This is a genomic window from Psychrobacillus sp. (assembly GCF_032154225.1).
In the GTDB taxonomy this organism is placed as follows: Bacteria; Bacillota; Bacilli; order Bacillales_A; family Planococcaceae; genus Psychrobacillus.
In genome coordinates this window covers 14,569-37,167 of sequence record NZ_JALDYF010000024.1, presented here as the reverse complement: position 1 = coordinate 37,167, position 22,599 = coordinate 14,569, and the positions used below count along the sequence as shown (strand labels likewise).

The window sequence follows — 22,599 nt, the reverse complement described above, 5'->3', positions numbered from 1 at the left end:
AAAAAGTTAAAAAGTTAAAAAGTTAAAAAGTTAAAAAGTTAAAAAGTTAAAAAGTAAAAAAGTAAAAAAGTAAAAAAGTTGATATTATCTTATCAAATAAAAAAGACTGTTGAGTAATTAACAGTCTTTTAAAACAATGGATTTTCTTCAATGTATTCATATATTTTCGAAACGAGTTCACTAGGAGTTTCAGCTTCTACAACATCACCATTAACAATTGCATAAAAACGCTCGTCACATTTCGTGCAGTAGCTTAAACAACCGTAATCTAATACGTCTAAATTAGGGTCTCGTTCTAAAATTTCAAAAGCTTCTTGAGCACCATTGGCAAGGTTGCTTACACAAAATTCAACCATTGGATTCACAGTCGTCACCTCATTACATCGTCATGCTACTCCATTTTTTATAATTCGTCAATTTAGAAGTCTTATTGTGAAATCCATCACAATCATTTATAATTTGATATGACAATGAAAGTTGAAGGAGAAAATTATGCGAAAATTAGTATTGTTAGGCGGAGGATACGGGAATATGCGAGTGCTACTTCGTTTATTGCCAAATAATTTGCCAGATGATGTAGAAATCATATTAATAGACCGGACGCCATTTCATAGCTTAAAAACAGAGTTTTACGCTTTAGCAGCCGGGACATCATCTGATAATGAAATTCGTGTGGCATTTCCAGAAAGTGATAAGTTCACTATTACTTATGGAGAAATTTCGAAAATAGACGTGGATAATAAGCATGTCTTATTAGAAGATGGACAAGAAATTGCCTATGATGATTTAGTTATTGGTTTAGGTTGTGAGGATAAGTATCACGGCGTTCCAGGAGCAGAAGAATTTACGTATAGTATTCAAACAATCGGACGCTCTCGTGAAACGTATAGCAAGATTGGTGGCTTAGCGGCAGGTTCAGTTGTTGGAATTGTAGGAGCTGGATTAAGCGGAATTGAGCTAGCAAGCGAGCTAAGAGAAAGTCGTCCTGACTTAAGGATTAAACTATTTGATCGAAGCCCACGCGTATTAAGAGATTTCCCTGAGCGTTTGAGTAATTACGTGAAAAAATGGTTTGATACACATGATGTAGAAATCGTCAGCAACTCAAACATTACGGAAGTAGGGGCACATGAATTATACAATCATGAGGAAGTAATTCCCGTGGATGTAGTAGTTTGGACAGCCGGAATTCAACCAGCAGCACCAGTTCGTGCATTACCTGGTGAAAAGGATAGCTCTGGTCGAGTTATTTTAACGCAATATCATGATCTGCCTGATTATGAAAATGTATTTGTTGTAGGCGATTGCGCATCCTTACCATTTGCACCAAGTGCACAGCTTGCGGAAGAGCAAGCAGAGCAGATTGTAAAAGTTCTTCGAGCGCGTTGGAACAACGAACCTCTATTAGAAGTAATGCCTGATATTAAGCTGAAAGGCTTTATGGGCTCCCTTGGGAAAAAACAAGGTTTTGCTTACTTAGCAGATATTTCTGTAACAGGTCGTATTGCAAGATTAATGAAATCCGGATTATTGTGGATGTATAAAAGGCATAACGGATAAAAAGCTTAGAAACGTTGTAATATCAACGTTTCTAAGCTTTTTTTGTTATTCTGCTTCACTCACATACCCATATTTCGCTAATGCTGCATATACTGGTTTTAATTGAATATAACCTTCTCCAATTACTTCATCATTGATCATAACTAGAGGATAGAAAAATTCGTCTTCGGCAATTCGATTGGCGATGTCTTGTTGTTTTTCATTCTCAATTGGCTGCTCGATATCGATGTACGTAAAAGTTAGCAGGTGATTTGGAAACTTTCGGTCGATAGCGGCTTGAAGCCATTCGTATGTATCCTTAGAAGAAGGGGCATTTACACAGCTTGCACACATAATGTCTGCCCCAAAAATTTCTATATTTAATGCCTGATTACTCATAATAGCAGATCTCCTTCGAATTCTTTATTGGATTTTTTTCTTCCTTCACATTATAATGATTATAGCGAAAGGAGTCGATAGATATGACTGATACAATGAATGAACAAGTCCAAGAAGTTTTAGATAAATTACGCCCATTTTTACTACGTGATGGAGGCGACTGTGAGCTTGTTGACATTGAAGACGGTATTGTAAAACTGCGTCTTTTAGGAGCTTGTGGAAGCTGTCCAAGTTCAACCATTACATTAAAAGCAGGTATTGAACGCGCACTTCTTGAAGAAGTTCCTGGAGTAGTAGAAGTAGAACAAGTATTTTAATAACTATTAAATAATTTAGAAAAAGAAGCCATTAGTTCGTGGCTTCTTTTTGTTTTAGTTCGCGCATTTCCTGCCAACGTTCTTTTGCCATTTCGATCACTTGTGGTTCAATCGACGTGCTTTGTTTTTCAATTACTTTTGAGAAATAGCGAGTTGCGAATTCAGTTTCACCGATTCTTCTCGAAAGCTCAGCAATTAAGTAAATAATGCGAACTTCAGACATTTGTGTTCCACTATAATCTTCGTTTGAATAAGAGTCTACGTAACGGTCACGAGCGATTTCTAAAAAACGTTTTTCTTGTTCTTCTTGTTCTAAAACTCGGTATAGCCATGCTATGCGTAGTGCAAGACCAGCAATATTCACGAATTTTTCTTTTTTGATTGTTCCACAATGAATACCTAGTTTGTACGACATGATACCTTCTTGGATTGTTCGTTCATTGCCAAATGATCGTGGAACCCATTTGCTCGTTACTTGCGCTTGTATTTCTTCTTTTACACCTGGTGCAAAATACTTGGTAAATTCTTCTGAAAAAGAAAAGCCGCAATGTTCACATACGAAAATATTATACAGAAGTGAATTTACTTCTTTATTTTGATAGATTGGTTGAAAGTCTGTTTCATGTCTTTCTACTTTAACGAATTTAGATCGAACTTTCGTTGTTTTAAACTTTTTTTTGCAATTGGAACATTCAATATCTTTTTGATAATAAGGAGAAATTTCCATTGTAATACCTCTTTTCATCGAGCTTTTTCCTAGTTCTATTATACTTGATAAACTCTATGAAAGCTAAGTATTAATCTGAGTAGTTTCCCTTGTATAGATAGTGAAAACATTGGTATGATATAGAAAAGAAAGGAATGGTGATTCAGATGGCAGAAGTAGTAATTATGTCTGAAGCGGCAGCATACCGCGTAAAAGAAATGATGAAGCATAACGGAGAAGAAGGCTCAATGCTTCGTGTTTCAGTAAACGGTGGTGGTTGCAGTGGTCTTTCTTATGGAATGGGTTTTGAAAAAGAACAAAAGGAAGACGATATAGAGCTTCACCAACATGGGATTGATATAGTTGTTTCGACAGAAGATGCGTCTATTTTAAATGGCACAGTGATAGATTATAAGGAATCACTAATGGGTGGCGGGTTTACCATTGAAAATCCAAATGCCATTGCTTCTTGTGGCTGTGGCACTTCGTTTAGAACGGCTAAAAAAGAAGGTACTCCTGAGAGCTGTTAAAATTATAAAAAGAGTATTTTCTTGAAGCAGAAAATACTCTTTTATTATGAATGAAATTATCAGTAAATTCCAACCTTAACAATCTGTCAACATTGTATTGAAAAAGCGTGATAAAAGGTCTAATATAAGAGATAAGAGTTTTTGTCGGAAATTAGACAAACGATGAAGTCTAGATGATGTATTTTTATGTCATGGAGATATTCTAACAAATTATATAAAAGGTGGTTGCGATCTTCTTGAAAAGACCAACAATTTTAGTACTAGGTGCAGGCTACGGTGGATTATCTACTGTTGTTAACCTACAAAAAATATTAGGATCAAATGATGCAGATATTATTTTAGTAAACAAAAATGACTATCACTATGAGTCAACTTGGTTACACGAGGCATCAGCTGGTACTTTAAGTCCAGAACAAGTACGTTACGATGTAAGTTCAGTAATTAATACTGATAAAGTTACATTCGTAAAAGCGACAGTTGATTCGATTGATGTTAACACGAAAAAAGTTGGAACAAGTGCTGGGGAGTATACATATGACTACCTAGTTATCGGATTAGGATTTGAAGGAGAAACTTTCGGAATACCTGGTTTAGATAAATATGCATTGTCAATTGCTAACGTAAAAGCTGCTCGTCATATTCGTGAGCATATCGAATACCAATTTGCAACATGGTCAACTGAAGAAGAAAAAGATGATTCTCGTTTGACACTTGTTGTAGGTGGAGCTGGATTCTCTGGAATCGAGTTTTTAGGAGAATTAGGAAATCGTATTCCTGTACTTTGTAAAGAATATGATGTTCCTCAAGAAAAAGTACGTGTTGTATGTGTAGAAGCAGCTCCAATGGTACTTCCAGGATTTGATCCTGAGTTAGTAAAATATGCTGTTGGCCAGTTAGAAGCTAAAGGAATTGAATTCTCTATTGGAACTCCAGTAGTTGAAGCTACTCCAGAAGGCGTTAAAATTAAAAAAGGCGAAGAAGAATTCGAATTTATCAAAGCTGGTACAATAGTATGGGCTGCGGGAGTTCGAGGAAATCGCTTAATCGAATCATCAGGTATCGAAAATATGCGTGCTCGTGTTAAAGTAGAAAAAGACATGCGTGCTCCAGGTTTCCCTGACGTATTTATCGTTGGAGACTGTGCACTTATGATTAATGAAGAAGCAAACCGTCCATACCCACCAACAGCTCAAATTGCTATGCAACAAGCTGTAACAGTAGCAAAAAACATTGCTGCACTTATGACTGATAAAGAGACAGAAGAATTCGTACCTAGCTTAAAAGGTACTGTTTGTTCTCTAGGCGAACATGATGCAATTGGTGATGTAATGGGTAAAAAACTTACTGGAACGCCAGCATCTATTATGAAAAAGGTTATTGATAACCGTGCACTTTACATGATTGGTGGAATTCCGCTAGTTGTGAAAAAAGGTAAATTCAGTCTATAATTATAAATAGCATACAAAAGCTCCCGCTGAGTTTGAAGCGGGAGCTTTTTTTAGGGGGAAATAACGAATGTCGAGGGAAGAACGAGGAAGTGTTTGGCTTGGAGTTTCTGGACTTGTTATGAATCATCTTGGTGAATGGTTAGTTGTAAAGAAACGATACGGTGGGCTTCATGGTCGTTGGTCTCTACCTGCAGGATTTGTAAATAAGGATGAAACAGTTGATGTGGCTGCAGTGAGGGAAGTGAAGGAAGAAACAGGAGTAGATTGTACGGTGCTAAAAATGATTGGCTTCCGCAGTGGTGTCATTAAAAATAATATTAGTGATAATATGGCTATTTTTTTATTGAAACCTTTTGAACGAGATCCAATATTACAAGCGCAGCTGTCAGAACTGTATGAAGTAAGGTGGATGAGCCCGCAGGAATTATTAAAAGATACGGATGCTTCGGTCATGTTACATGAGCTTGCGGAGCAGACTGCTACTGCTGGTTTTGATATAATCGAAGGGATTAATCCGGGTGATGTATTTGGTTATAGTAGTTATAAATTATTCATAAATAAAGATAATTAAAACACAGGAAATTATTTTGTGTTTTTTTATTTACAATTAAATAAATATATGATATATTATCTGAATATTAAAATAACTAAGAGGGGGAGATTTATTTGATGAAATTAAACAAAGAGGGAAATTCTAAAAATTGTCCATATTGCAAAGGAGAGGGCTATTTTCAGTTGCGTTTAGGCGGTTCAGAAACATGTAATTGTTGCAATGGTTCAGGGAAAAAATAAAGTTATTATGACAAAATAGTGACAATGAACAAGTACATTGAATACTAGCCTCCGTTAAGGTAAACTATTTAAAGATACTACGGAGGTAGATAGATTATGGATTTTATGATTGTTCAAATGATACTTTCAGTTATTATATTTCTTGTCATGTTTTTCGGAATCGCTTTTTTGGTCAATATGCTTTTAAGAATGACTTGGTTTATGGCAATTCTTTACCCGGCTATTGTTATTTTAATTATTGACGAAGTTAGATTTTTTGATTATTTTACGAATCCAGGAACAGCATTTTCAGCATTAGTTACAAAAGTACTTGCCCTTCACGCTGCAGATATTATTATTTTATCAAGCGGACTTGTTGGTACGATTATTGCAGGGTTTGTGATGAAGTATCTTCGAAAAAATGGCTATCAAATGTTTTAACTAAAGAAAGGATGACTCGATTTATGAGTCATCTTTTTTTATAAAGTATGTAGATGGAGAGAGTGGATTCCGTTACAAGCGGACGCGTTCCGCGGACCCGGCTACAATCTCCTCTTTCCTGCGGGACTTTCAGCTCGCGCTTTACCCGCTGGAGTCGCCGATTTTCACTACATCTATACCGCTTATGGAAGTGTATTCATGTTCTTTCTATTTAATCACTTTCATGAAAGAGGAAGAAAAAAATTCATCTGCACTTCTAGTTAGAAATAGACCGACAAATTTCGTACGAAGTAAATTTGTCATCTCCTTCTCTATTTATGTCCAAATGTAGAAGTGTCTCTTTCTAAAAACTTGCTCCTGTGGTTACTCGTTGCAAAAGAGACTGCCAAGAGTCGTCAAAATTGTATCTTTGGCGGTCTTCAAAGCATATAGAATGTCACATGCTTCTTCTATTGTTCAAAGTATTTAGTAACTTGGGACTGAAGTTTTTGGCGAGCGGAAGGCGAACATTTGCCATACGATGACCGACGAAAAAAGCTTGTTAGAAGCGGCGAAGCCACTTCCAACAAGCTTTTAAAATTTTACGGTTCATCGTATAGCCCAATGGGAAGCTTAGAGTGAGCTAGAAACTGCGTCACTAAGTAAAGAGCATGCGTCATTTTGTCTGGTTTTTTTATACGATATAAACATAAATAATGACAGAAATCAAAATACCTGTTAATGCACCCATAAATACTTCCATAGGTTTATGCCCTAGTAATGTTTTTAACTCCTGCATCTTTTCCTCGTTTTTCTTATTTACCCATCCTTTTGTTTGTTCCAAAAATACTTGGAAGTCAGAACGCATTTGATTGATAATGACTGCTTGTTGTCCCGCTTGGAAACGAACACCTGTAGCATCAAACATAACAATAATAGCAAATACAGTAGCTGTAGCAAAAAGAGGGGAATCAAGACCAGTTTCAAATGCAACCGCAGTTGCCAAAGCTGTAACAGCAGCAGAGTGAGAACTAGGCATTCCACCAGTGGAAGTGAATAACTTCCAATCTAATTTCTTCGTCATTAAAAATTGAATCGGGATTTTCACAAACTGTGCAAAGAAAATAGCAAAAAGTGCAGCAAGTAGTGGAGTATTTTGGAGGATTGCCAAAGTAGACACCGCCTTTCGTCTAAATAAGTTGAATAGTGTTAGTATACCACAATTTTTAGCTACAAATAGCGACTTATTCGTACTATTCGAAAAATGAGGCTTCTTCCTATATAATAAATAAGTAGCCGAATTAATAGGAGGAAAAAATTATGATTATTAGTACAAATGCAGTATTATTTAATGAAATTCAGTCAGAGAGCTTAGTGGTAGCAGTTTCTAAACATGTTGAAAATACAAACAAATGGAATGAGTTTTTAGATTTTTTTGGTACACATATAACGGAATGGGTGAAGAACGGAGATGTTTCATCTTCATTTAAAAAAATTGTTCATATACCTGTTGGGGATAAAGGCGATGTAAAGCGACTTATTTTTGTCGGAATCGATGATCGTAAACAATTAACGCAAGACGGAGTGCGTGAAGTTTTTGGGAATATCGGAAAAGATCTTTTATCGAAAAAACCAGAATCACTAGCTATTTGGTTGCCTTCATTTGCAACGGATACAATTTCGGATAATGATGTAGCGTATTTAGCGGCAGAAGGAATGGAAATGGGCTCTTTTAATTATGAGGGCTATAAAACAACTTCTAATGCACCAACTTATTATTTACCAGCAGTTGAATTATTGACAGATGAAGATGCAGAAGAAGTAGTTTCCTATTTTGAAGTTGGCTCTATTTATGGTGATTCGGTAAACGAAGCACGAACATTAGTAAATATGCCTGGTAATATTCTTACTGCAACAGAGTTAGGGGAGTACGCAAGGGAATTAGGAGATACATATGGTTTTGAAACAGAAATCTTAGGTAAAAAAGAAATAGAAGAGCTTGGAATGGGTGCTCTACTTGCTGTAAATCAAGGATCAGTTGAAGAACCGAGATTAATCGCTTTAAAATATCAAGCAACAGAAAATTGGGAAGACGTTGTAGCGTTAGTTGGTAAAGGGGTTACATTTGATACTGGTGGCTATTCGATTAAAACGAAAGCTGGAATCGTCGGGATGAAGGGCGATATGGGTGGAGCAGCAGCAGTACTAGGTGCGATGAAAATTATTGGTGAGCTTCGTCCAAACAAAAATGTTATTGCGGTAATCGCTTCAACGGATAATATGATTTCTGGTAATGCATTTAAACCAGATGATGTTATTACTTCTATGAGTGGAAAAACAATTGAGATATTAAATACGGACGCAGAAGGACGATTAGTTTTAGCGGACGCAGTAACATATGCAAAGCAACAAGGTGCTGATTACATCGTGGACGTTGCAACATTAACGGGTGGAGTAATTACTGCACTTGGCTATGATAAAACAGGAGCATTAACGAATAATGAAGACTTTTTCGAAACGTTCATGGAATCTTCTATGGAAACAGGGGAGTTTGTTTGGAGATTACCTTTAACAGAAAATGATAAAAAGCGTATTCGTAAAAGCGATGTTGCAGATTTGAATAATTCACCAGGTGGGGATGGTCATATGATTTTCGGTGGTGGCTTTGTAGGGGAGTTTGTGGAAAATACACCATGGATTCATTTAGATATTGCTGGTACGTCGGATGCGAAGTCTCCACATGATTTCGGACCAAAAGGTGGTACGGGAGTAATGGTTCGTACTCTAGCAACGCTGATTGAAAGAATGGCGGACGAAGAATAGGGAAAACGCACAGCCTGCCATTCCTCCTAAGCATACACTGGGATGAAAGGAGGAACTTGCATGGTAAGATATAATAGAGGCGGTTTTGGGGGGCGAGGTGGCTTTGGAAGACCTTATGGTGGAGGTTTTGGAAGACCTTTCTATGGAGGCTTTGGAGGTTTCGGAGGCCCATTACTTGGAGGCTTTTTTGGAGGACTTTTAGGTTCTTCAATAGGAGGTTATGGTGGTTATGGCTACCAACAGCCATATTATCCTCCTTACTATCCATATCCATACCAACAACCATATCCACCGTATTATAATGGATATTATTATTAAAAAAACAAAAGCTTTTGCAACCGCAGATTTCCGCAGTTGCAAAAGCTTTTTTAATGTATTTTTTCTCTTTTTTTCTTAACGACTTCGGCGAGATCATCCCGTACAGATTTATCCCACATTTTTACTCCAGATAAATACGCAGCTCTACCCATCATATGGCCTCCAACTGGACCAGTTATAAATAGAAATACAATTCCGAGTAAAATACGCGAGTTAAAGTTCCCCTCGATTAACCAAAAGTGAAAAAATACTCCGAGTAAAATACTCATGACACCAAGCGTTGCACTTTTAGATGCTGCATGAGCTCTCGAATATGCATCTGGTAGGCGAATTAATCCAATGGCAGTAACTAAAATAAAGATCGTTCCAAAAGAGATTGTAGCAATTATGAGTATATTAGCTATTACGGTCACGTTCAATAATTACTCCCTTCTCTGTAAATTTAGAGAAAGCAACAGTTCCGATGAAAGATAGAATTGCGAGTAGCAATATTACTTCTAAGAAAAAGCCTGTATCGAACAAGATGGAAATGAGGCCAATCAACGAAATAAGGCCAACTCCAATGGCATCTAGTGCTATAACACGGTCTGGTGTAGATGGACCTTTTACAAGGCGATATAAAAAACCAAGAAGAGAAATGCCTATTAATACAACAATTACCCATAGAAAGGCTATCATGATCTGCTCACCTCCAGTATTGCTTTCTCAAACGTATTTCTAATCGAATTAATAGCATCATCGGCATTATCAAAGTCGATGGAGTGAATATAAAGTGTTTTATTATCATCTGACACGTCTATCACGATTGTCCCAGGAGTTAGCGTTATAAGGCTCGATAATAATGTAATTTCCCAGTCTTTTTCAAGAACTGTAGGCATTGCGAAAATTGCAGGGCGAATGGGCATCTTTGGTTTGATAATTAAAAGCAGCACAGAGAAATTGGATAGTATTAGCTCTTTTAAAAACAATGTAATTAGTTTGATAACTGCCCAAACTCGACCTAAGTAAAACCTGGAACTAAATGATTTACGAAGCATCAGTAACATAAATAAACCAATTAAATAACCAATGATGAATGTAGTAGGTTTAAACGATACCGATAAAAACATCCAAGTTAAGGCGATGAATACATTCAATAAAATTTGAAAAGCCATTATTGACCTCCTTTAAATACGGCATCCGTATAAACAGTAGGATCTAGTAATACATTTGCTGCATCTGTCATAAATGGAACTAAATATTCTGATCCAACTCCATAAAGAACAGTTATCGCAACTAAAGTAATAGCTGGAGTTAATAAATGACGATACGTTTTCGGAGAAATTTCTTGAGTCTCTTTTTCTGCTCCCCAAAATGCATATATAAAAATGCGTACGACAGAAAGTAAAACGACCAAACTAGAAGCAAGGATGAAAATACTTTGCCATAAATGCTCTCCTTGGAATCCACCTTGAACGATTAACAGCTTACCAATGAAACCACTAAGTGGAGGAATACCCGCAAGTCCGAATGCAGCGACTAAATAGCTCCATGCAAGGACTGGATAACGCTTCATCAATCCACCCATTTTACGTAAATCCGATGTTCCTGTAATTTTAATCACGATACCAATCAATAAAAACAGTGCACCTTTGATCAGAATATCATGGATCAAATAAAAGACTGATCCGATCATTGCACTTTCATTCATAATAGAAGCTCCGAAAAGAATTACCCCTACTGCAATAACAATATTATAAATAATAATTTGTTTCACATCGAAATATGCGAGTGCACCAATACAGCCAGCAGCGATTGTTAAGATGGAAATCATCATAAGCAATTCATGCGTGAAGCCAATATCCGTCGTAAAGAACAATGTGTATGTTCGCATAATAGCATAAACGCCGACCTTCGTTAATAACGCTCCGAAAAGTGTAAGAACGGGAATCGGTGGAGCAGCATATGAACTAGGTAACCAAAAGAACAGTGGGAAGATCGCTCCTTTAATTCCAAAAACGATTAGGAATAGTACTGCGATAACAGTTATAATTCCAGCTTGTCCAATGCCTGCTAGTTTCACAGATATGTCTGCCATATTCAGTGTTCCAACAACAGAATATAAATAGCCTACAGTAATAACAAACAAAGAAGATGACACAATGTTTACTAGTATGTATTTAATAGACTCTTTTAACTGAACTTTCTCTCCTCCTAAAACAATAAGTACATAAGAGGCCATTAATAGAACTTCAAAGAACACGAACATATTGAAAATATCGCCCGTTGTAAAAGCTCCATTTACACCTGTTAACATAAACAAAATAGCAGGGTAATAAAATGCTTTTTCTCGCTCTTCTCCAATCGAAGAAAAGCTATACCACACGACAAATAGTGAAATAACAATCGATGATGTAACGAGTAATGCGGAAATCATATCCGATACCATTGTTATACCAAATGGCGGTGCCCAGCTACCTAAAGTAAGCGCTTGAACGCCGTCCGTTTTCACTTTCTTAAGCAATACTATTGCAGAGGCAAGTGAAAGTAATAAACCAATGACAGTAGTTATACGTTGAGCTTTTATATGTTTCGGGAAAAACAATAAAATAGCTGCAAAAAGGAACGGGATGAGGACTGGTAATAATAATAAGTTAATCATTGTCTTCTGTTCCTTTCATTAAGTCCATATTGTCTGTTCCAACTTCTTTATACGTGCGATATGCAAGTACGAGAGAAAATGCTGTTACACCAAAACTAATAACGATAGCCGTTAATATTAAAGCTTGTGGAAGTGGGTCAGCATAATCAGTCACACCGTCTGCTAAAACAGGCGCTGCTTTTCCATTTAATCCACCCATCGTTAAAAGTAATAGATGAGTACCATGGCTTAAAAGACCTGTTCCAATGATAATGCGAAGCAAGCTTCTAGAAAGAATTAAGTAGACGGCTGCCATAAATAGAAAGCCGATTATAATGGACATTAAAATTTCCATTATTCATCTCCTCCTATCATTTGAATAATTGTCATCGTTACTCCGACAACTACTAAGTAAACACCCGTGTCAAAAAACATTGCTGTATGAATCGACGTTTCACCAAGAAGAGGCAAATTATAATAATCATACACATGTGTAAAGAACGGGACATTGAAGAAAATAGAACCTGCAGCTGTAGCAAGAGCGATTAACAATCCAATTGCTGTTAAAACTGTGTAATTAATCGGTAACATTTCTTTTACTGTTTTTAAATCGAATGCCAACAGCAATAAAACAATTGCGCTAGACATTAGTAATCCTCCTACAAATCCACCACCAGGAGTATAATGTCCTGCAAAAAAGATATGGATGGAAAATAGAAAAATGATGTAAAAGACTACTTTCGTTGTCGTTTGAATAATTAAATCATTTGTTTTCAATTTTTCTATCTCCTTTCTTTTTTGTTAGACGAAGTGCGATCATGCTAATAATGCCAAGAGAAGCAATCGTTAAAACGCTAATTTCAAATAATGTATCAAATCCACGATAATCTACTAAAATTACGTTTACGATATTTCCTCCACCAGCCTCAGAATAGACCGTATCCTTATAGTACTTAGAGATAGAAGGAATTAGTTTTTGTGAGTGAGAAGAGATGGCAATTAGTGTAACCATTACCCCAACTCCAAGTGCAATGATGAAATTTCCTAAGCGGAAACGGCGATCTTCTTTTTTCTTTTCGTGTTTATTCATTTTTGGTAAGTGATAGAATGCTCCTAAAAATAGAGCGACAGAAACAGTTTCAATTACTAATTGTGTTAAAGCAAGATCAGGTGCTTTAAAGAGAATGAAAAACAATGCTACTGTGTATCCAACTGCTCCAAGCGCAATAATTGCTGTCAATCTAGAATTCGTTACTAATATTGTAATCGTACTTACAACGATCATAATTGTAATAATTATTTCAAAGAAACTGATAGGCGCTAAATTATCAAAATTAATGACAAATGCATCTTTTATCCACATCGTACTAGCAAGTAGCACGATAATCGCAGCGAACATATATACTAAGTAAGAGCGAATAGAGCCTGTCATATAGATAGAAGAAAAGCGATTAGCGCCACTATCTGCAAATTTCATTATTCTATCGTACATGCCGTTTAAAGAAAGTTTGACAGGTATCGAATTGTACAATGGAGTCCATTTCGGTATTGTTTTGTACAGTATATAGCCAACTAAGAAAATACCTAATGTCATCCATAGAGCAGGAGAATCCCAACCATGCCATGCTTTAATCGTAAATCCAACGTCTGAAGGAGTGTCATAAGCAATAGGCTGTATTGCAGCTACAGCAGGTTTAATAAATGTATTTCCTACGAAATTTGGTACAAAGAAAATAGCTATTACAAGTGTTGCTAAAATACCAGGAGATAGCAGCATACCAATTGGTGCTTCATGTGCTTTTTTAGGTAGCTCCTCTGGTTTATGCTTTCCGCGGAAAGTATGGAACACAAAATATAAGCTATAAACAAATGTAAATACACTTGCAATCCATGCAACGATAGGAAATAAAATCCACCAAGAATCCATTGCATATAAGTCAAAATGTTGTAGGCCTAAAACAGCTTCTAAAAACATTTCTTTACTCAGGAAACCATTAAATGGGGGTATACCTGCCATTGATAAACTACCAATAAGAGCAATCGTAAAGCTTATTGGCATTAGGCTCATTAACCCACCAAGTTTACGAATATCTCTCGTGCCAGTTTCATGATCAACAATTCCTGCAATCATGAACAAGCTTCCTTTGAAAGTTGCATGATTGACTAAATGGAATATGGCAGCAAATGTAGCGTACGTATACGTAGCAACTAAATCTCCAGTTACATGATAAGCAATAGAGCCTATTCCAAGTAAAGACATGATAAGTCCGAGCTGACTAACCGTTGAAAACGCAAGAATTGCTTTTAAATCTGTTTGTTTGACGGCGAAGAAAGAGCCCCAGAACAAAGTTAATATACCAACTCCCGTAACAAGCCAAACCCAAACTTCAGATACAGCAAATATAGGAGTAAATCTAGCCACTAGATAAAGGCCTGCTTTAACCATCGTAGCAGAGTGCAAGTACGCACTTACTGGTGTAGGTGCCTCCATTGCATCTGGCAACCAGATGTAAAACGGGAATTGTGCAGATTTAGTAAATGCACCAAGTAGTACGAGAACGAGTGCCCATACAAAAAACTCATGTTCCGCAAGTGCAGAAGCTTGTCCGATTAACTCTCTTATAGAGAAGGTTTCTCCGATAATACTTAGAAGTAAAAACCCTCCAAGCATCATAAGTCCTCCAAAAACGGTGATCATCATCGACTTTAATGCACCGAAGCGAGAGCGATCTCTCGTATACCAATAACCGATAAGTAGGAACGAAGAAATAGATGTTAATTCCCAAAAGAAATAGAGGCTAATCAAGTGATCTGACTGAACGACTCCAAGCATTGCAGTCATAAATATTAATAGATACACATAAAAATTTCCTAATTTTTCTTTGTTTTTATCTAAATAAAAGATAGAATATAGAACAACTAATGCTCCAATACCAGTAATTAGCAAAGAAAAAAGTAAGCTTAATCCATCCATGTAAGAGATGAATGAGATTCCAAGAGAAGGAATCCAGGGAAGTTCGTCTGTATGTATCTTTCCATTCATAATGGAGGGTATGTAGGTGGCGTAAAAGCTTGCGAGGGCAACTGGGACAAGTAATACAAACCAGCCAGTATGAATTTTTGAAACCTTTTTAAACAATAGTGGAATGAATAACGCTACAATTATCGGAGCGAATATTGCAAAGACTAAAGACAAAGGAATCCTCCTTTCAAAAATGTATATTTAATAAAACGTATCCTTAAAATTATAACGTAAAATGGAGTTAATTGCATGGGATAACTGAATTCAATGGAATGTACTTGCGAAGTGAAGCGTTGTTTCGATATGATACATAAGTACAAATTGTAAAGTTAGAGGAGAAGCTATGAATAATCCGTATGTTTTTGGATACTTACCTTTCATCACAATTTTATTATTCAGTTTAACTTTTGGTGTTTTTACGATGACGGAATCTATTGAGTTTTTTAAGACGATAGGTGTGTATAGTGGAATGCGAGAGTTTTTATCTGAGATGGAATTGAAAATATTATTATTAATTGTTTTTGCACTTATTTATTTTATGGCTTTTTCTGCATTGAAGTTAATTGCGGAAACGATACATGAAATAGGAATGTTATTTTTCTCAAGAGATTTAGAAGGAAAAACTATTTCACAAGCTCGTGGTGGATTCGTTATATTTTTTGTTGGAGCAGTTATTTCCGCAGTTGGTTTTCAATCATTAATGCTATTATTAGTTATTTTTATCGCTACAACTTTTGTTTATTTTATATACGTTGTTTTTAAACTAAGTGGTTCGCTAAGCTTTATAGGAATAATTGGTCTTATTGCGTTTGAAATTATAGCTTGGAGTTTGTTTATCGCGTTTGTTATGTATGTTTTAATCAAGTTATACAACGGAATTATCGCTAGTTTACCATTATTGTAGAAAGTATATAAATATATAGAATGGATTCCGTTACAAACGGACGCTTACCGAGGGCCCGGCTTCAATCTCCTCGTCGTCGCAAAGATACTGGCCAAATAAAATTCGGCCAGTGTCTTTCCTGTGGGGCTTTCAGCTCAGGCTATTCCCGCTGGTGTCGCCGCTTTTCACTACATCCATACTGCTTATGGGAATGTATTCATGTTCTTTCTAATTAATCACTTTCATGAAAGAGGAAGAAAAAAATTCATCCGCACTTCTAGTGAGAAATAGGCCGACAATTTTCGTACGAAGTAAATCTGTCATCTATTTCTCTACTTTATGTTCAAATGTAGGAGTGTCTCTTTCTAAAAACCTACAAAGAGATGCCAAAATTGCATCTTTGGCGGCCTACTTACTAGATAGAATGTCACTTTCTTCTTCTATTACCAACTACTTGGCACTGAAGTTTTCTGGCGAGCGGAAGGCGAACATTTGCCATATGATGACCAAAGAAAAAGCTTGTTGGAAGCGGCGCAACCACTTCCAACAAGCTTTAAAAATTTTACTGTTCATCGTATCGCCCAATGTGAAGCTTAGAGCGAGCAGGAAACTGTGTCGTTAAGATGTTTTTCTTATTTAGTAGACATAATTGTTTCAAAAATCGTAAGGTGTATTTTTTTAGACTCTATTGATTTCATGTTCTTAGGCATATCGTATCCGATCCAGACAGCAGATGTATACGTATCCGTTAAACCAGCAACCCAATAATCATAAAACTCATTCGTCGTCCCAGTTTTTGCACCTAAGTAGGGGGATTGTATATGAATTCCTTTTCCAGTCCCATTTTTCACAACATCTGAAAGTAAATCTCTCATTGTATTAACCGTCTTCGGAGACCAAACTTCTAACGCTTCCTCATTCCATTCATATAACACAGATCCATCTTTAGCGGTTACTTTTCGAATAGAGCGCGCGGGCTTATACATTCCGTCGATGAAGCTAGAATAGGCGTCTGCCATTTCCAACGTCGTCACACCATTTGTTAATCCGCCTAATGCTGCTGAGTAAGTACGATCACCTTCCGTAAGGTGCTTGAATTGGAATTTCTCCATTTGAGCAAAAGCATTTTCTAATCCAACCTTTTCTAACAGTCGTACTGCAGGTGTATTATGACTCAAGCGAAAAGCTTGTTTAATCGTAACATTACCGTAAACAGCCCCACCATAGTTTTTCGGACAATAAGACCCGATACAATAACTGCCACCACTGATTTTAGTCGTTGGTGTTAGAAAAGTTGTTTCGAACAAAGGAGCGTAGACGAGTAGCGGCTTCCATGCAGATCCAGGCTGGCGAGTTGCTTGAAATGCTCGATGGAAATCGAACTTCTTATAGTCAGTCCCACCATATAAGCTAATAATTTCACGTGTTTCATTATTGATGACGACGGAGGCAGCTTGAAGCTCATTTGTTTTCTTTAAAATGGTAGATATTTTTTGTTCATCTTCTTGTTGTTTAGTTGGTTGAAGGGCAGTATGGATCGTTATTCCCTGGGCAATAACTTCATTCAACTTAGCTTGAAATTCGTTTTCAAGCGCTAGTTTCTGCTGTTCATTGGTTGTTGCTTTTAACTTTTCAGTGAAGCCTTCTTTTTCAGCAATAAGCCATTTCAATTCTTGCAAGACGTATGTACTATACGTGGGATATAGCTGTGTTTTTGTCTTAGTTTGTAAAACAATTGGTTCAGCCTTTAATGACTCGCCGTGTGCACTCGTAATTTTCCCTTTCTTCACTAACACATCTATTAATAATTCCTGTCGTTTTTTAGTGGCGTCAAAGTTCTCTAATGGATTATAAACAGTAGGATTATTTGGAATAGCACTAATAAAGGCCATTTCCGCTTCAGTTAGCTTGTTTAAAGGACGTTGAAAATAATAGGTTGCAGCTGCACCTATTCCGTACACTTGATTGCTAAAGTAAATTTCGTTTAAATAATTGGTGAAAATTTCTTCTTTAGAAGATTGCTTTTCTAATTCATATGCATACATAAGTTCTGTTACTTTTCGTTCGTATGTTTTCTCCGTTGATAAGTAACGCAGTCTTACTAGCTGCTGCGTTATTGTACTTGCACCTTGATCTCGTGCATTTGCGGAAGCATTTGCAAACACTGCACGAAATATTGCACTAAAATCAAATCCAATATGATTATAAAACTCAACGTCTTCACTTTGAATGAATATTTCCTGTATAAATAATGGAATGGACGCTAGTGGTAAAGGGTCTCTCCATTCGATATAATCTTCAGAAAAAGTAGCCCCACTTTCGTCTAGTAATAGGACGGGGGAGGATATAATTGGTTCTGATAGTTTAATGGATTGACCTAGTTCCTTTTTATAGTCTGACGCAGTAGATATTTCAGTGTCAATGAGTGAATACGAGAGCCAGAGCAGCGGAAAACATATGAAAATGATAAAAAAGCCTAATATTTGACGCATCCGTTGCACTCCAATTCACATAATCTCTCTAAAAGAATAGCATATTTTGGTTAGGAAAGTACGCTCTTGAAAATTTTTAGCTCGTTTCTTTTGCATGTAACTCTTCTTCTATTAGAACATCTTCAAAATCCTGAACCGGTTTTTTTTGAGCGAAGTAAATGATCATATATGCTAGAAGAAATAAACTACCTGTTACAAAAAACACAGAAGAAATACCAATATATGCACTTATAAACCCACCAAACATTGGTCCGATAATATTCCCTAAAAAGCGGAAGCTTGTATTGTAGCCCATTAGTTCACCTTGCACTTCAATAGGGGCTTCTCTTCTTATAAGTGCTGTTGTAATTGGTATTAATCCACCAGCAGCAATTCCAAATAGGAAACGTAAGATGATTAATTGCCAAAGATCGGTTACGAAAGCCTGCGGGATAATAAAAACAAATGCCAGCAATAATAAAATCGACAATATTTTTTCATAGCCAACTGAATCTCCGAGTTTACCCCAAGTTCGTGCAAAAAGTAAATTTCCTATTCCGGTAGCACTAAAAGTTATCCCAGCGAGTAAAGCGACTTCGCTAGAGTTAGTTAATTGAGAAACGTATAAAGAGAGAAGAGGCTGGATGCTAAACATCCCAATTTGAATAAGTGAAGTAATAAGAAGAACATTTAAAATTAGTCGATGATGAAAAATTCCAGCAAGCACCGTTTTTCTAGAAAAATCATGTGCGTTTTTATTTTTTTCTTTTCGAATTTCTTGAATCCCGAAAATAACTAATATTGCTGCAATAGATACTGCCACTGAAGTAATAACAAATGTGTATTGGAAACCGAATGTGTCTGCAAGTAATCCTCCGATAATAGGCCCGAAAAGAGAACCAGAAACACTTCCCATTTGAAGCGTACCCATTGTTTTACCAGCAGTTTTTCTAGGAGTTTGGGAGCTGATGAAAGCTAAAGAAGTAGGGATGAACCCTGTAACAATTCCCATAAAAATACGAAGAATAAAAAAAGCCTCAACTGATTCGACAAAACCCATCAATAAAACACTAATTGCGATTCCGAAGCCGTTGATGATTAATATTGGTTTATAGCCAAACTTGTCCGCAATTCTACCCCAAACAGGCGACATTAAAAATGCAGAGACAAAAGTAGCTCCAAACACTAAGCCGGACCATTTTTGTACATATGCATCTGAAAAATCTCCCATTGTATCGATATATAATGACAAAAAGGGCATAATCATTGTCATGGTTCCAGCTACTAGAAAGTTGGAAATCCACATGATGGTGAAGTTTCTTTTTTGGACGCTCATACAAATCCCTTCTTTCTATGAAATGCGCACCATTAGTTTCATTATAGAGTATTTCCAGTCCCGAAGAAAGGACCACACTTTGTCACAGAAAAAGAGAGTCTGTTGTGGTAAACTTATTTGGGGTGAAAATGACATGAAAAAAATTCTATTATTAAGCTTAATAAGTGTTGTTTTTTTATTAAGTGCATGCGGTGATAAGTCGAATGAAGCAAATAAAGATGCGTCAGAGACAGAGAAAGAAAAGGAAACAACAGAACAAAAAAAATCAGAAACAAATACAGAACTTGCTACATATCCACAGCTTTCAACAGAAGTTGCCTCAGATGAGGCATTAGTTGTGATGAACACAACGGAAGGTGCTATTAAAATAAAACTATTTCCAAAACAAGCCCCTAAAACGGTTGAAAACTTCCTAACACATGCAGAAAATGGCTATTATGACGGTATCATCTTCCACCGTGTAATTGCGGACTTCATGATTCAAGGTGGAGACCCAACAGGTACAGGTATGGGTGGAGAAAGCGTTTTTGGAGCAGCATTTGAAGATGAATTTTCATTGGATCTGTTTAATTTGCGCGGTGCTCTATCGATGGCGAATTCTGGACCGAATACGAACGGAAGTCAGTTTTTTATCGTTCAAGCAGCAGAATCTCCAGGAACTAGTGAGCAATTAAAATCAGGTGGCTGGCCACAAGAAATTGCGGATGCATACGAAAAAATAGGGGGAGCACCAACTTTAGATCAAGTGCATACAGTGTTTGGACAAGTAATTGAAGGCATGGACATTGTCGATCAAATAGCCGCAGTTGAAACGGATGCGGATGATAAACCAGTTAAAGATGTTGTCATTGAGTCGATTGAGATTTTACAAAAATAAGTAAGGAAGTGTTGATATGTTTAATTTTCTGCCGCTTGGATTTTTATACTTATACTTCCCAGAAGATAAAACGGAATATATTCCAGTCGTTATTGAGCTAATTATATTAGTAACTATTTGTATTTTCGTATTTAGATGGTTGAAAAAGAAGTCTAGGCAAGATGCTGCAAAAGCGAAAGAAATTGAAGATCGTGTTATGCAAGAAAGAAAAGAAGAACAAGAAAAGCAGCCACCTCAAAACTGAGGGACTGCTTTTTTTACTGAAAGTTTATAGTTTATAGAATGGATTCGTTCTAAGCGGACGTTTTCTTGTCTTCCTATGCTCATGCAGTTACTCGTCTTAAAACTAAGTCTCGCTAATATAAACAAAAAATCCTTTTCTAACATGTAGAAAAGGACACATAAAGTTTTGTAGACCATTGATAAAGTCAACTACTCGTAGTTAGCCATGTAATTCCCTTCGTCAAGTATTTCTTTCGGACTTTTGGAAGACCATTCTTCTATTGTCATATCGGGATGTAAGTTTAAGTAAGATCTAATCATTTTAAAGCCTTCACTATAGCCATAATAATTGGGAACACCATTAGTCCCACCTATCAGTATTTCATAAATCTGATCAGTAACATACCCCTCAAGATCTGGTTCAATTCTGCTCCAATCTTCTTTGTCAAAGCTTTCATCAATCACTATATCAGTACTATTTGAATCGGGATATACTAAGCTTTCAAACATCACGGCTTTTCCTTCCATTATTATTCTATCTAATGTTGTTTCAAAATAATCTTCCGTATAATGTTTTTCTATCCAAACACTATGATGATATTCATGGGACATACCTGATTTAGAATTATTATCAAGCTGACTCAATGTAAGATAATTATCGAAATCATTGTAAAAGACTAAAATTTTCCCAGACCCGACTGTTAGCATATCAGAAGGGAATTTTTCATTTTTAGGAAACACACATACGGTTGTTTTTTTATCTGATGGAAGCATGTCGGAAGATTTAACAAGGGATTCCTCATATAATTTATTTAAATGATTTTTATCCATTGATTCAACTTGACTCTTGATACTAGTATAATCAGTTTCTTCTGGTGTCCATTCAAATAAATCAATTTCTAAATACTCCGTATCTTTGAAACATGCATGATAGACAGGTTCTATAACTTCTTCTCGATACAATTTATGGGATGATTCATCTGGATTATCCTTTACAGTTTCAAAAAAATTTTCATATAGCTTGTAAGCATGAATTATATTAAATTCTTGGCCTGTATTGGGGTTTTTAAAAGAATAAGATATATTTTGTTGTTCATTTTCCATGAGTATATTTTCCCGAGATGGTTCAGTTTGCTTACAGGCCGATAATATAAAAATTAATAGAAGCATAAAAAATGAAATTAAAGCTTTATTAGTGATATTCATAAACTTCATCTCCCTATTTCCTATACATTCCATATTACCTAAAAGTTTCATTAATTTAAACTATTAATTTTAATGACAATTATAAGAAAATGTCTTTAAGAAATTAGGCTAGCTTGAAACAGTTGGAGAGGAATTTTTATGAGTATAATTCTTTTTAACTATATTCTGGAGAGTTTTATAAAATTTAAACCTTATGTTAATTTTAATCGTATTAATGCTAAGGGTCTGAAGCATTTTCAAAGAGAGCCTTAGAAAAGGATAATAAAAATATGATTTTGGAGGTGTGTTTAAGGTATGAAATATGAATATAACAAGAAAGGAAAAATGGATACCTTTGATAAAGTTGAAAATGCATTTACTTTAGTAGACTTTTTCTTATTTGTTCCTCGAATTATAGTTTCTTTATTAAAATAAGAGTACGATAAAGTAATTCGTTGTTCTTGAACTAACGAGTGTGTTAGCTGAAGATTTGCTTTCCAAAATAATCATTCACTGTACATAGGAATAAGATGGATAGTATGTAGTAAAAATTGGGTTACTGTTTCTCGTTAACTTTTCGGCAATGTGATCAACTGATAGTAGATTAGTTGATTGGAGCGGAGGAGGCGACTTCTGCGGGAATCGCATGTGCTGAAAGCCCCGCAGGAGCGTCTTTTTTGCAACGAGGAGATTGAAACTATGCCCGCGAAAA

Annotated in this window: 26 protein-coding genes; 12 read left to right on the top strand and 14 right to left on the bottom strand. The window is 36.2% G+C overall.

All coding sequences use genetic code 11. The features are described from left to right. Positions 1 to 128: 128 nt before the first annotated feature. The gene (locus RUH95_RS19560) at positions 129 to 365 is read right to left on the bottom strand and encodes a YuzB family protein (RefSeq protein WP_313894585.1); all 237 of its coding nucleotides are present in this window, start codon (positions 363 to 365) and stop codon (positions 129 to 131) included. A 127-nt stretch (positions 366 to 492) separates the two neighbouring features. Here RUH95_RS19560 and RUH95_RS19555 point away from each other — a divergent pair, with 127 nt between their 5' ends. After that, positions 493 to 1,560, top strand: coding sequence for an NAD(P)/FAD-dependent oxidoreductase (locus RUH95_RS19555; RefSeq protein WP_313894584.1), 1,068 nt, complete (start codon positions 493 to 495; stop codon positions 1,558 to 1,560). Between the two features lie 45 nt (positions 1,561 to 1,605). Here RUH95_RS19555 and RUH95_RS19550 read toward each other — a convergent pair whose 3' ends face one another. Continuing rightward, complete coding sequence (locus tag RUH95_RS19550) at positions 1,606 to 1,938, bottom strand: YuzD family protein (RefSeq protein ID WP_313894583.1); 333 nt, start codon at positions 1,936 to 1,938, stop codon at positions 1,606 to 1,608. Between the two features lie 83 nt (positions 1,939 to 2,021). Here RUH95_RS19550 and RUH95_RS19545 point away from each other — a divergent pair, with 83 nt between their 5' ends. Next, a complete protein-coding gene (locus tag RUH95_RS19545; RefSeq protein WP_090567122.1) occupies positions 2,022 to 2,255 on the top strand; it encodes a NifU family protein in 234 nt (77 codons plus the stop codon). Between the two features lie 31 nt (positions 2,256 to 2,286). On the opposite strand, the gene RUH95_RS19540 is transcribed toward RUH95_RS19545, so the two are convergent. Continuing rightward, positions 2,287 to 3,000, bottom strand: a complete 714-nt coding sequence (locus RUH95_RS19540; protein ID WP_313894582.1) for a DUF2225 domain-containing protein — start codon at positions 2,998 to 3,000, stop codon at positions 2,287 to 2,289. A 128-nt stretch (positions 3,001 to 3,128) separates the two neighbouring features. Between RUH95_RS19540 and RUH95_RS19535 the strand changes: the two genes are divergently transcribed. From RUH95_RS19535 to RUH95_RS19515, 5 genes are all read left to right on the top strand, one after another. Further along, on the top strand, positions 3,129 to 3,491 hold the full coding sequence (locus RUH95_RS19535) for a HesB/IscA family protein (RefSeq protein ID WP_313894581.1): 363 nt from the start codon (positions 3,129 to 3,131) through the stop codon (positions 3,489 to 3,491). A 236-nt stretch (positions 3,492 to 3,727) separates the two neighbouring features. Beyond that, positions 3,728 to 4,939 (top strand): NAD(P)/FAD-dependent oxidoreductase, encoded by a 1,212-nt coding sequence (locus RUH95_RS19530; protein ID WP_313894580.1) that lies wholly within the window; start codon positions 3,728 to 3,730, stop codon positions 4,937 to 4,939. Between the two features lie 67 nt (positions 4,940 to 5,006). Then, positions 5,007 to 5,510: an NUDIX domain-containing protein gene (locus RUH95_RS19525; protein ID WP_313894579.1), complete on the top strand. Its 504-nt coding sequence runs from the start codon at positions 5,007 to 5,009 to the stop codon at positions 5,508 to 5,510. Positions 5,511 to 5,608: 98 nt separating this feature from the next. After that, on the top strand, positions 5,609 to 5,731 hold the full coding sequence (locus RUH95_RS19520) for a YuiA family protein (RefSeq protein ID WP_313894587.1): 123 nt from the start codon (positions 5,609 to 5,611) through the stop codon (positions 5,729 to 5,731). A 96-nt stretch (positions 5,732 to 5,827) separates the two neighbouring features. Further along, positions 5,828 to 6,151 (top strand): YuiB family protein, encoded by a 324-nt coding sequence (locus RUH95_RS19515; protein ID WP_313894578.1) that lies wholly within the window; start codon positions 5,828 to 5,830, stop codon positions 6,149 to 6,151. A 673-nt stretch (positions 6,152 to 6,824) separates the two neighbouring features. Here RUH95_RS19515 and RUH95_RS19510 read toward each other — a convergent pair. Continuing rightward, positions 6,825 to 7,301 carry a divergent PAP2 family protein gene (locus RUH95_RS19510; protein WP_313894577.1) on the bottom strand — a complete coding sequence of 159 codons (477 nt, stop codon included), beginning with the start codon at positions 7,299 to 7,301 and terminating at the stop codon, positions 6,825 to 6,827. A gap of 149 nt (positions 7,302 to 7,450) precedes the next feature. On the opposite strand from RUH95_RS19510, the gene RUH95_RS19505 reads away from it, so the two are divergent. Both RUH95_RS19505 and RUH95_RS19500 read left to right on the top strand, forming a co-directional pair. Continuing rightward, a complete protein-coding gene (locus RUH95_RS19505) occupies positions 7,451 to 8,953 on the top strand; it encodes a leucyl aminopeptidase (RefSeq protein ID WP_313894576.1) in 1,503 nt (500 codons plus the stop codon). A 60-nt stretch (positions 8,954 to 9,013) separates the two neighbouring features. Next, positions 9,014 to 9,271, top strand: a complete 258-nt coding sequence (locus RUH95_RS19500) for a hypothetical protein (protein WP_313894575.1) — start codon at positions 9,014 to 9,016, stop codon at positions 9,269 to 9,271. Between the two features lie 50 nt (positions 9,272 to 9,321). Here the strand turns inward: RUH95_RS19500 and mnhG are convergent, their stop codons facing one another. From mnhG to RUH95_RS19465, 7 genes are read right to left on the bottom strand one after another with little or no spacing between them, the layout of a single operon-like run. After that, positions 9,322 to 9,684 carry a monovalent cation/H(+) antiporter subunit G gene (gene mnhG / locus RUH95_RS19495; RefSeq protein ID WP_313894586.1) on the bottom strand — a complete coding sequence of 121 codons (363 nt, stop codon included), beginning with the start codon at positions 9,682 to 9,684 and terminating at the stop codon, positions 9,322 to 9,324. Beyond that, positions 9,668 to 9,949, bottom strand: coding sequence for a Na(+)/H(+) antiporter subunit F1 (locus RUH95_RS19490; protein ID WP_313894574.1), 282 nt, complete (start codon positions 9,947 to 9,949; stop codon positions 9,668 to 9,670). Before RUH95_RS19490 ends, mnhG begins: the two co-directional genes overlap by 17 nt. Then, positions 9,946 to 10,425 (bottom strand): Na+/H+ antiporter subunit E, encoded by a 480-nt coding sequence (locus RUH95_RS19485; RefSeq protein WP_313894573.1) that lies wholly within the window; start codon positions 10,423 to 10,425, stop codon positions 9,946 to 9,948. Before RUH95_RS19485 ends, RUH95_RS19490 begins: the two co-directional genes overlap by 4 nt. After that, positions 10,425 to 11,855, bottom strand: coding sequence for a Na+/H+ antiporter subunit D (locus tag RUH95_RS19480; protein ID WP_397469529.1), 1,431 nt, complete (start codon positions 11,853 to 11,855; stop codon positions 10,425 to 10,427). The genes RUH95_RS19485 and RUH95_RS19480 overlap by 1 nt, the downstream gene beginning before the upstream one ends. 49 nt (positions 11,856 to 11,904) lie before the next feature. Then, positions 11,905 to 12,246 (bottom strand): Na(+)/H(+) antiporter subunit C, encoded by a 342-nt coding sequence (locus RUH95_RS19475; RefSeq protein ID WP_313894571.1) that lies wholly within the window; start codon positions 12,244 to 12,246, stop codon positions 11,905 to 11,907. Further along, a complete protein-coding gene (locus RUH95_RS19470; protein WP_313894570.1) occupies positions 12,246 to 12,668 on the bottom strand; it encodes a Na(+)/H(+) antiporter subunit B in 423 nt (140 codons plus the stop codon). Before RUH95_RS19470 ends, RUH95_RS19475 begins: the two co-directional genes overlap by 1 nt. Beyond that, positions 12,655 to 15,087, bottom strand: a complete 2,433-nt coding sequence (locus RUH95_RS19465) for a Na+/H+ antiporter subunit A (RefSeq protein WP_313894569.1) — start codon at positions 15,085 to 15,087, stop codon at positions 12,655 to 12,657. The genes RUH95_RS19470 and RUH95_RS19465 overlap by 14 nt, the downstream gene beginning before the upstream one ends. A 169-nt stretch (positions 15,088 to 15,256) precedes the next feature. Between RUH95_RS19465 and RUH95_RS19460 the strand changes: the two genes are divergently transcribed. Further along, positions 15,257 to 15,817 carry a DUF5366 family protein gene (locus RUH95_RS19460; protein ID WP_313894568.1) on the top strand — a complete coding sequence of 187 codons (561 nt, stop codon included), beginning with the start codon at positions 15,257 to 15,259 and terminating at the stop codon, positions 15,815 to 15,817. Between the two features lie 611 nt (positions 15,818 to 16,428). On the opposite strand, the gene RUH95_RS19455 is transcribed toward RUH95_RS19460, so the two are convergent. After that, on the bottom strand, positions 16,429 to 18,288 hold the full coding sequence (locus RUH95_RS19455; RefSeq protein ID WP_313894567.1) for a transglycosylase domain-containing protein: 1,860 nt from the start codon (positions 18,286 to 18,288) through the stop codon (positions 16,429 to 16,431). A 76-nt stretch (positions 18,289 to 18,364) separates the two neighbouring features. Next, positions 18,365 to 19,603 (bottom strand): MFS transporter, encoded by a 1,239-nt coding sequence (locus RUH95_RS19450; protein ID WP_313894566.1) that lies wholly within the window; start codon positions 19,601 to 19,603, stop codon positions 18,365 to 18,367. Between the two features lie 133 nt (positions 19,604 to 19,736). Between RUH95_RS19450 and RUH95_RS19445 the strand changes: the two genes are divergently transcribed. Beyond that, positions 19,737 to 20,480 (top strand): peptidylprolyl isomerase, encoded by a 744-nt coding sequence (locus tag RUH95_RS19445; protein ID WP_313894565.1) that lies wholly within the window; start codon positions 19,737 to 19,739, stop codon positions 20,478 to 20,480. 16 nt (positions 20,481 to 20,496) lie between these two features. Next, positions 20,497 to 20,724, top strand: a complete 228-nt coding sequence (locus RUH95_RS19440) for a hypothetical protein (RefSeq protein ID WP_313894564.1) — start codon at positions 20,497 to 20,499, stop codon at positions 20,722 to 20,724. A gap of 188 nt (positions 20,725 to 20,912) precedes the next feature. On the opposite strand, the gene RUH95_RS19435 is transcribed toward RUH95_RS19440, so the two are convergent. Next, a complete protein-coding gene (locus tag RUH95_RS19435; RefSeq protein ID WP_313894563.1) occupies positions 20,913 to 21,908 on the bottom strand; it encodes a DUF2268 domain-containing putative Zn-dependent protease in 996 nt (331 codons plus the stop codon). Between the last annotated feature and the right edge of the window lie 691 nt (positions 21,909 to 22,599).

Coding starts and splice junctions, on each gene's coding strand:
- RUH95_RS19460 (WP_313894568.1), top strand. CDS start 15,257: ATGAATAATCCGTATGTTTTTGGATACTTACCTTTCATCACAATTTTA.
- RUH95_RS19515 (WP_313894578.1), top strand. CDS start 5,828: ATGGATTTTATGATTGTTCAAATGATACTTTCAGTTATTATATTTCTT.
- RUH95_RS19450 (WP_313894566.1), bottom strand. CDS start 19,603: ATGAGCGTCCAAAAAAGAAACTTCACCATCATGTGGATTTCCAACTTT.
- RUH95_RS19475 (WP_313894571.1), bottom strand. CDS start 12,246: ATGGAAATTTTAATGTCCATTATAATCGGCTTTCTATTTATGGCAGCC.
- RUH95_RS19435 (WP_313894563.1), bottom strand. CDS start 21,908: ATGAATATCACTAATAAAGCTTTAATTTCATTTTTTATGCTTCTATTA.
- RUH95_RS19540 (WP_313894582.1), bottom strand. CDS start 3,000: ATGAAAAGAGGTATTACAATGGAAATTTCTCCTTATTATCAAAAAGAT.
- RUH95_RS19490 (WP_313894574.1), bottom strand. CDS start 9,949: ATGATAGCCTTTCTATGGGTAATTGTTGTATTAATAGGCATTTCTCTT.
- RUH95_RS19550 (WP_313894583.1), bottom strand. CDS start 1,938: ATGAGTAATCAGGCATTAAATATAGAAATTTTTGGGGCAGACATTATG.
- RUH95_RS19485 (WP_313894573.1), bottom strand. CDS start 10,425: ATGGCTTTTCAAATTTTATTGAATGTATTCATCGCCTTAACTTGGATG.
- RUH95_RS19455 (WP_313894567.1), bottom strand. CDS start 18,288: ATGCGTCAAATATTAGGCTTTTTTATCATTTTCATATGTTTTCCGCTG.
- RUH95_RS19500 (WP_313894575.1), top strand. CDS start 9,014: ATGGTAAGATATAATAGAGGCGGTTTTGGGGGGCGAGGTGGCTTTGGA.
- RUH95_RS19535 (WP_313894581.1), top strand. CDS start 3,129: ATGGCAGAAGTAGTAATTATGTCTGAAGCGGCAGCATACCGCGTAAAA.
- RUH95_RS19520 (WP_313894587.1), top strand. CDS start 5,609: ATGAAATTAAACAAAGAGGGAAATTCTAAAAATTGTCCATATTGCAAA.
- RUH95_RS19505 (WP_313894576.1), top strand. CDS start 7,451: ATGATTATTAGTACAAATGCAGTATTATTTAATGAAATTCAGTCAGAG.
- RUH95_RS19445 (WP_313894565.1), top strand. CDS start 19,737: ATGAAAAAAATTCTATTATTAAGCTTAATAAGTGTTGTTTTTTTATTA.
- RUH95_RS19525 (WP_313894579.1), top strand. CDS start 5,007: ATGTCGAGGGAAGAACGAGGAAGTGTTTGGCTTGGAGTTTCTGGACTT.
- RUH95_RS19555 (WP_313894584.1), top strand. CDS start 493: ATGCGAAAATTAGTATTGTTAGGCGGAGGATACGGGAATATGCGAGTG.
- RUH95_RS19545 (WP_090567122.1), top strand. CDS start 2,022: ATGACTGATACAATGAATGAACAAGTCCAAGAAGTTTTAGATAAATTA.
- RUH95_RS19440 (WP_313894564.1), top strand. CDS start 20,497: ATGTTTAATTTTCTGCCGCTTGGATTTTTATACTTATACTTCCCAGAA.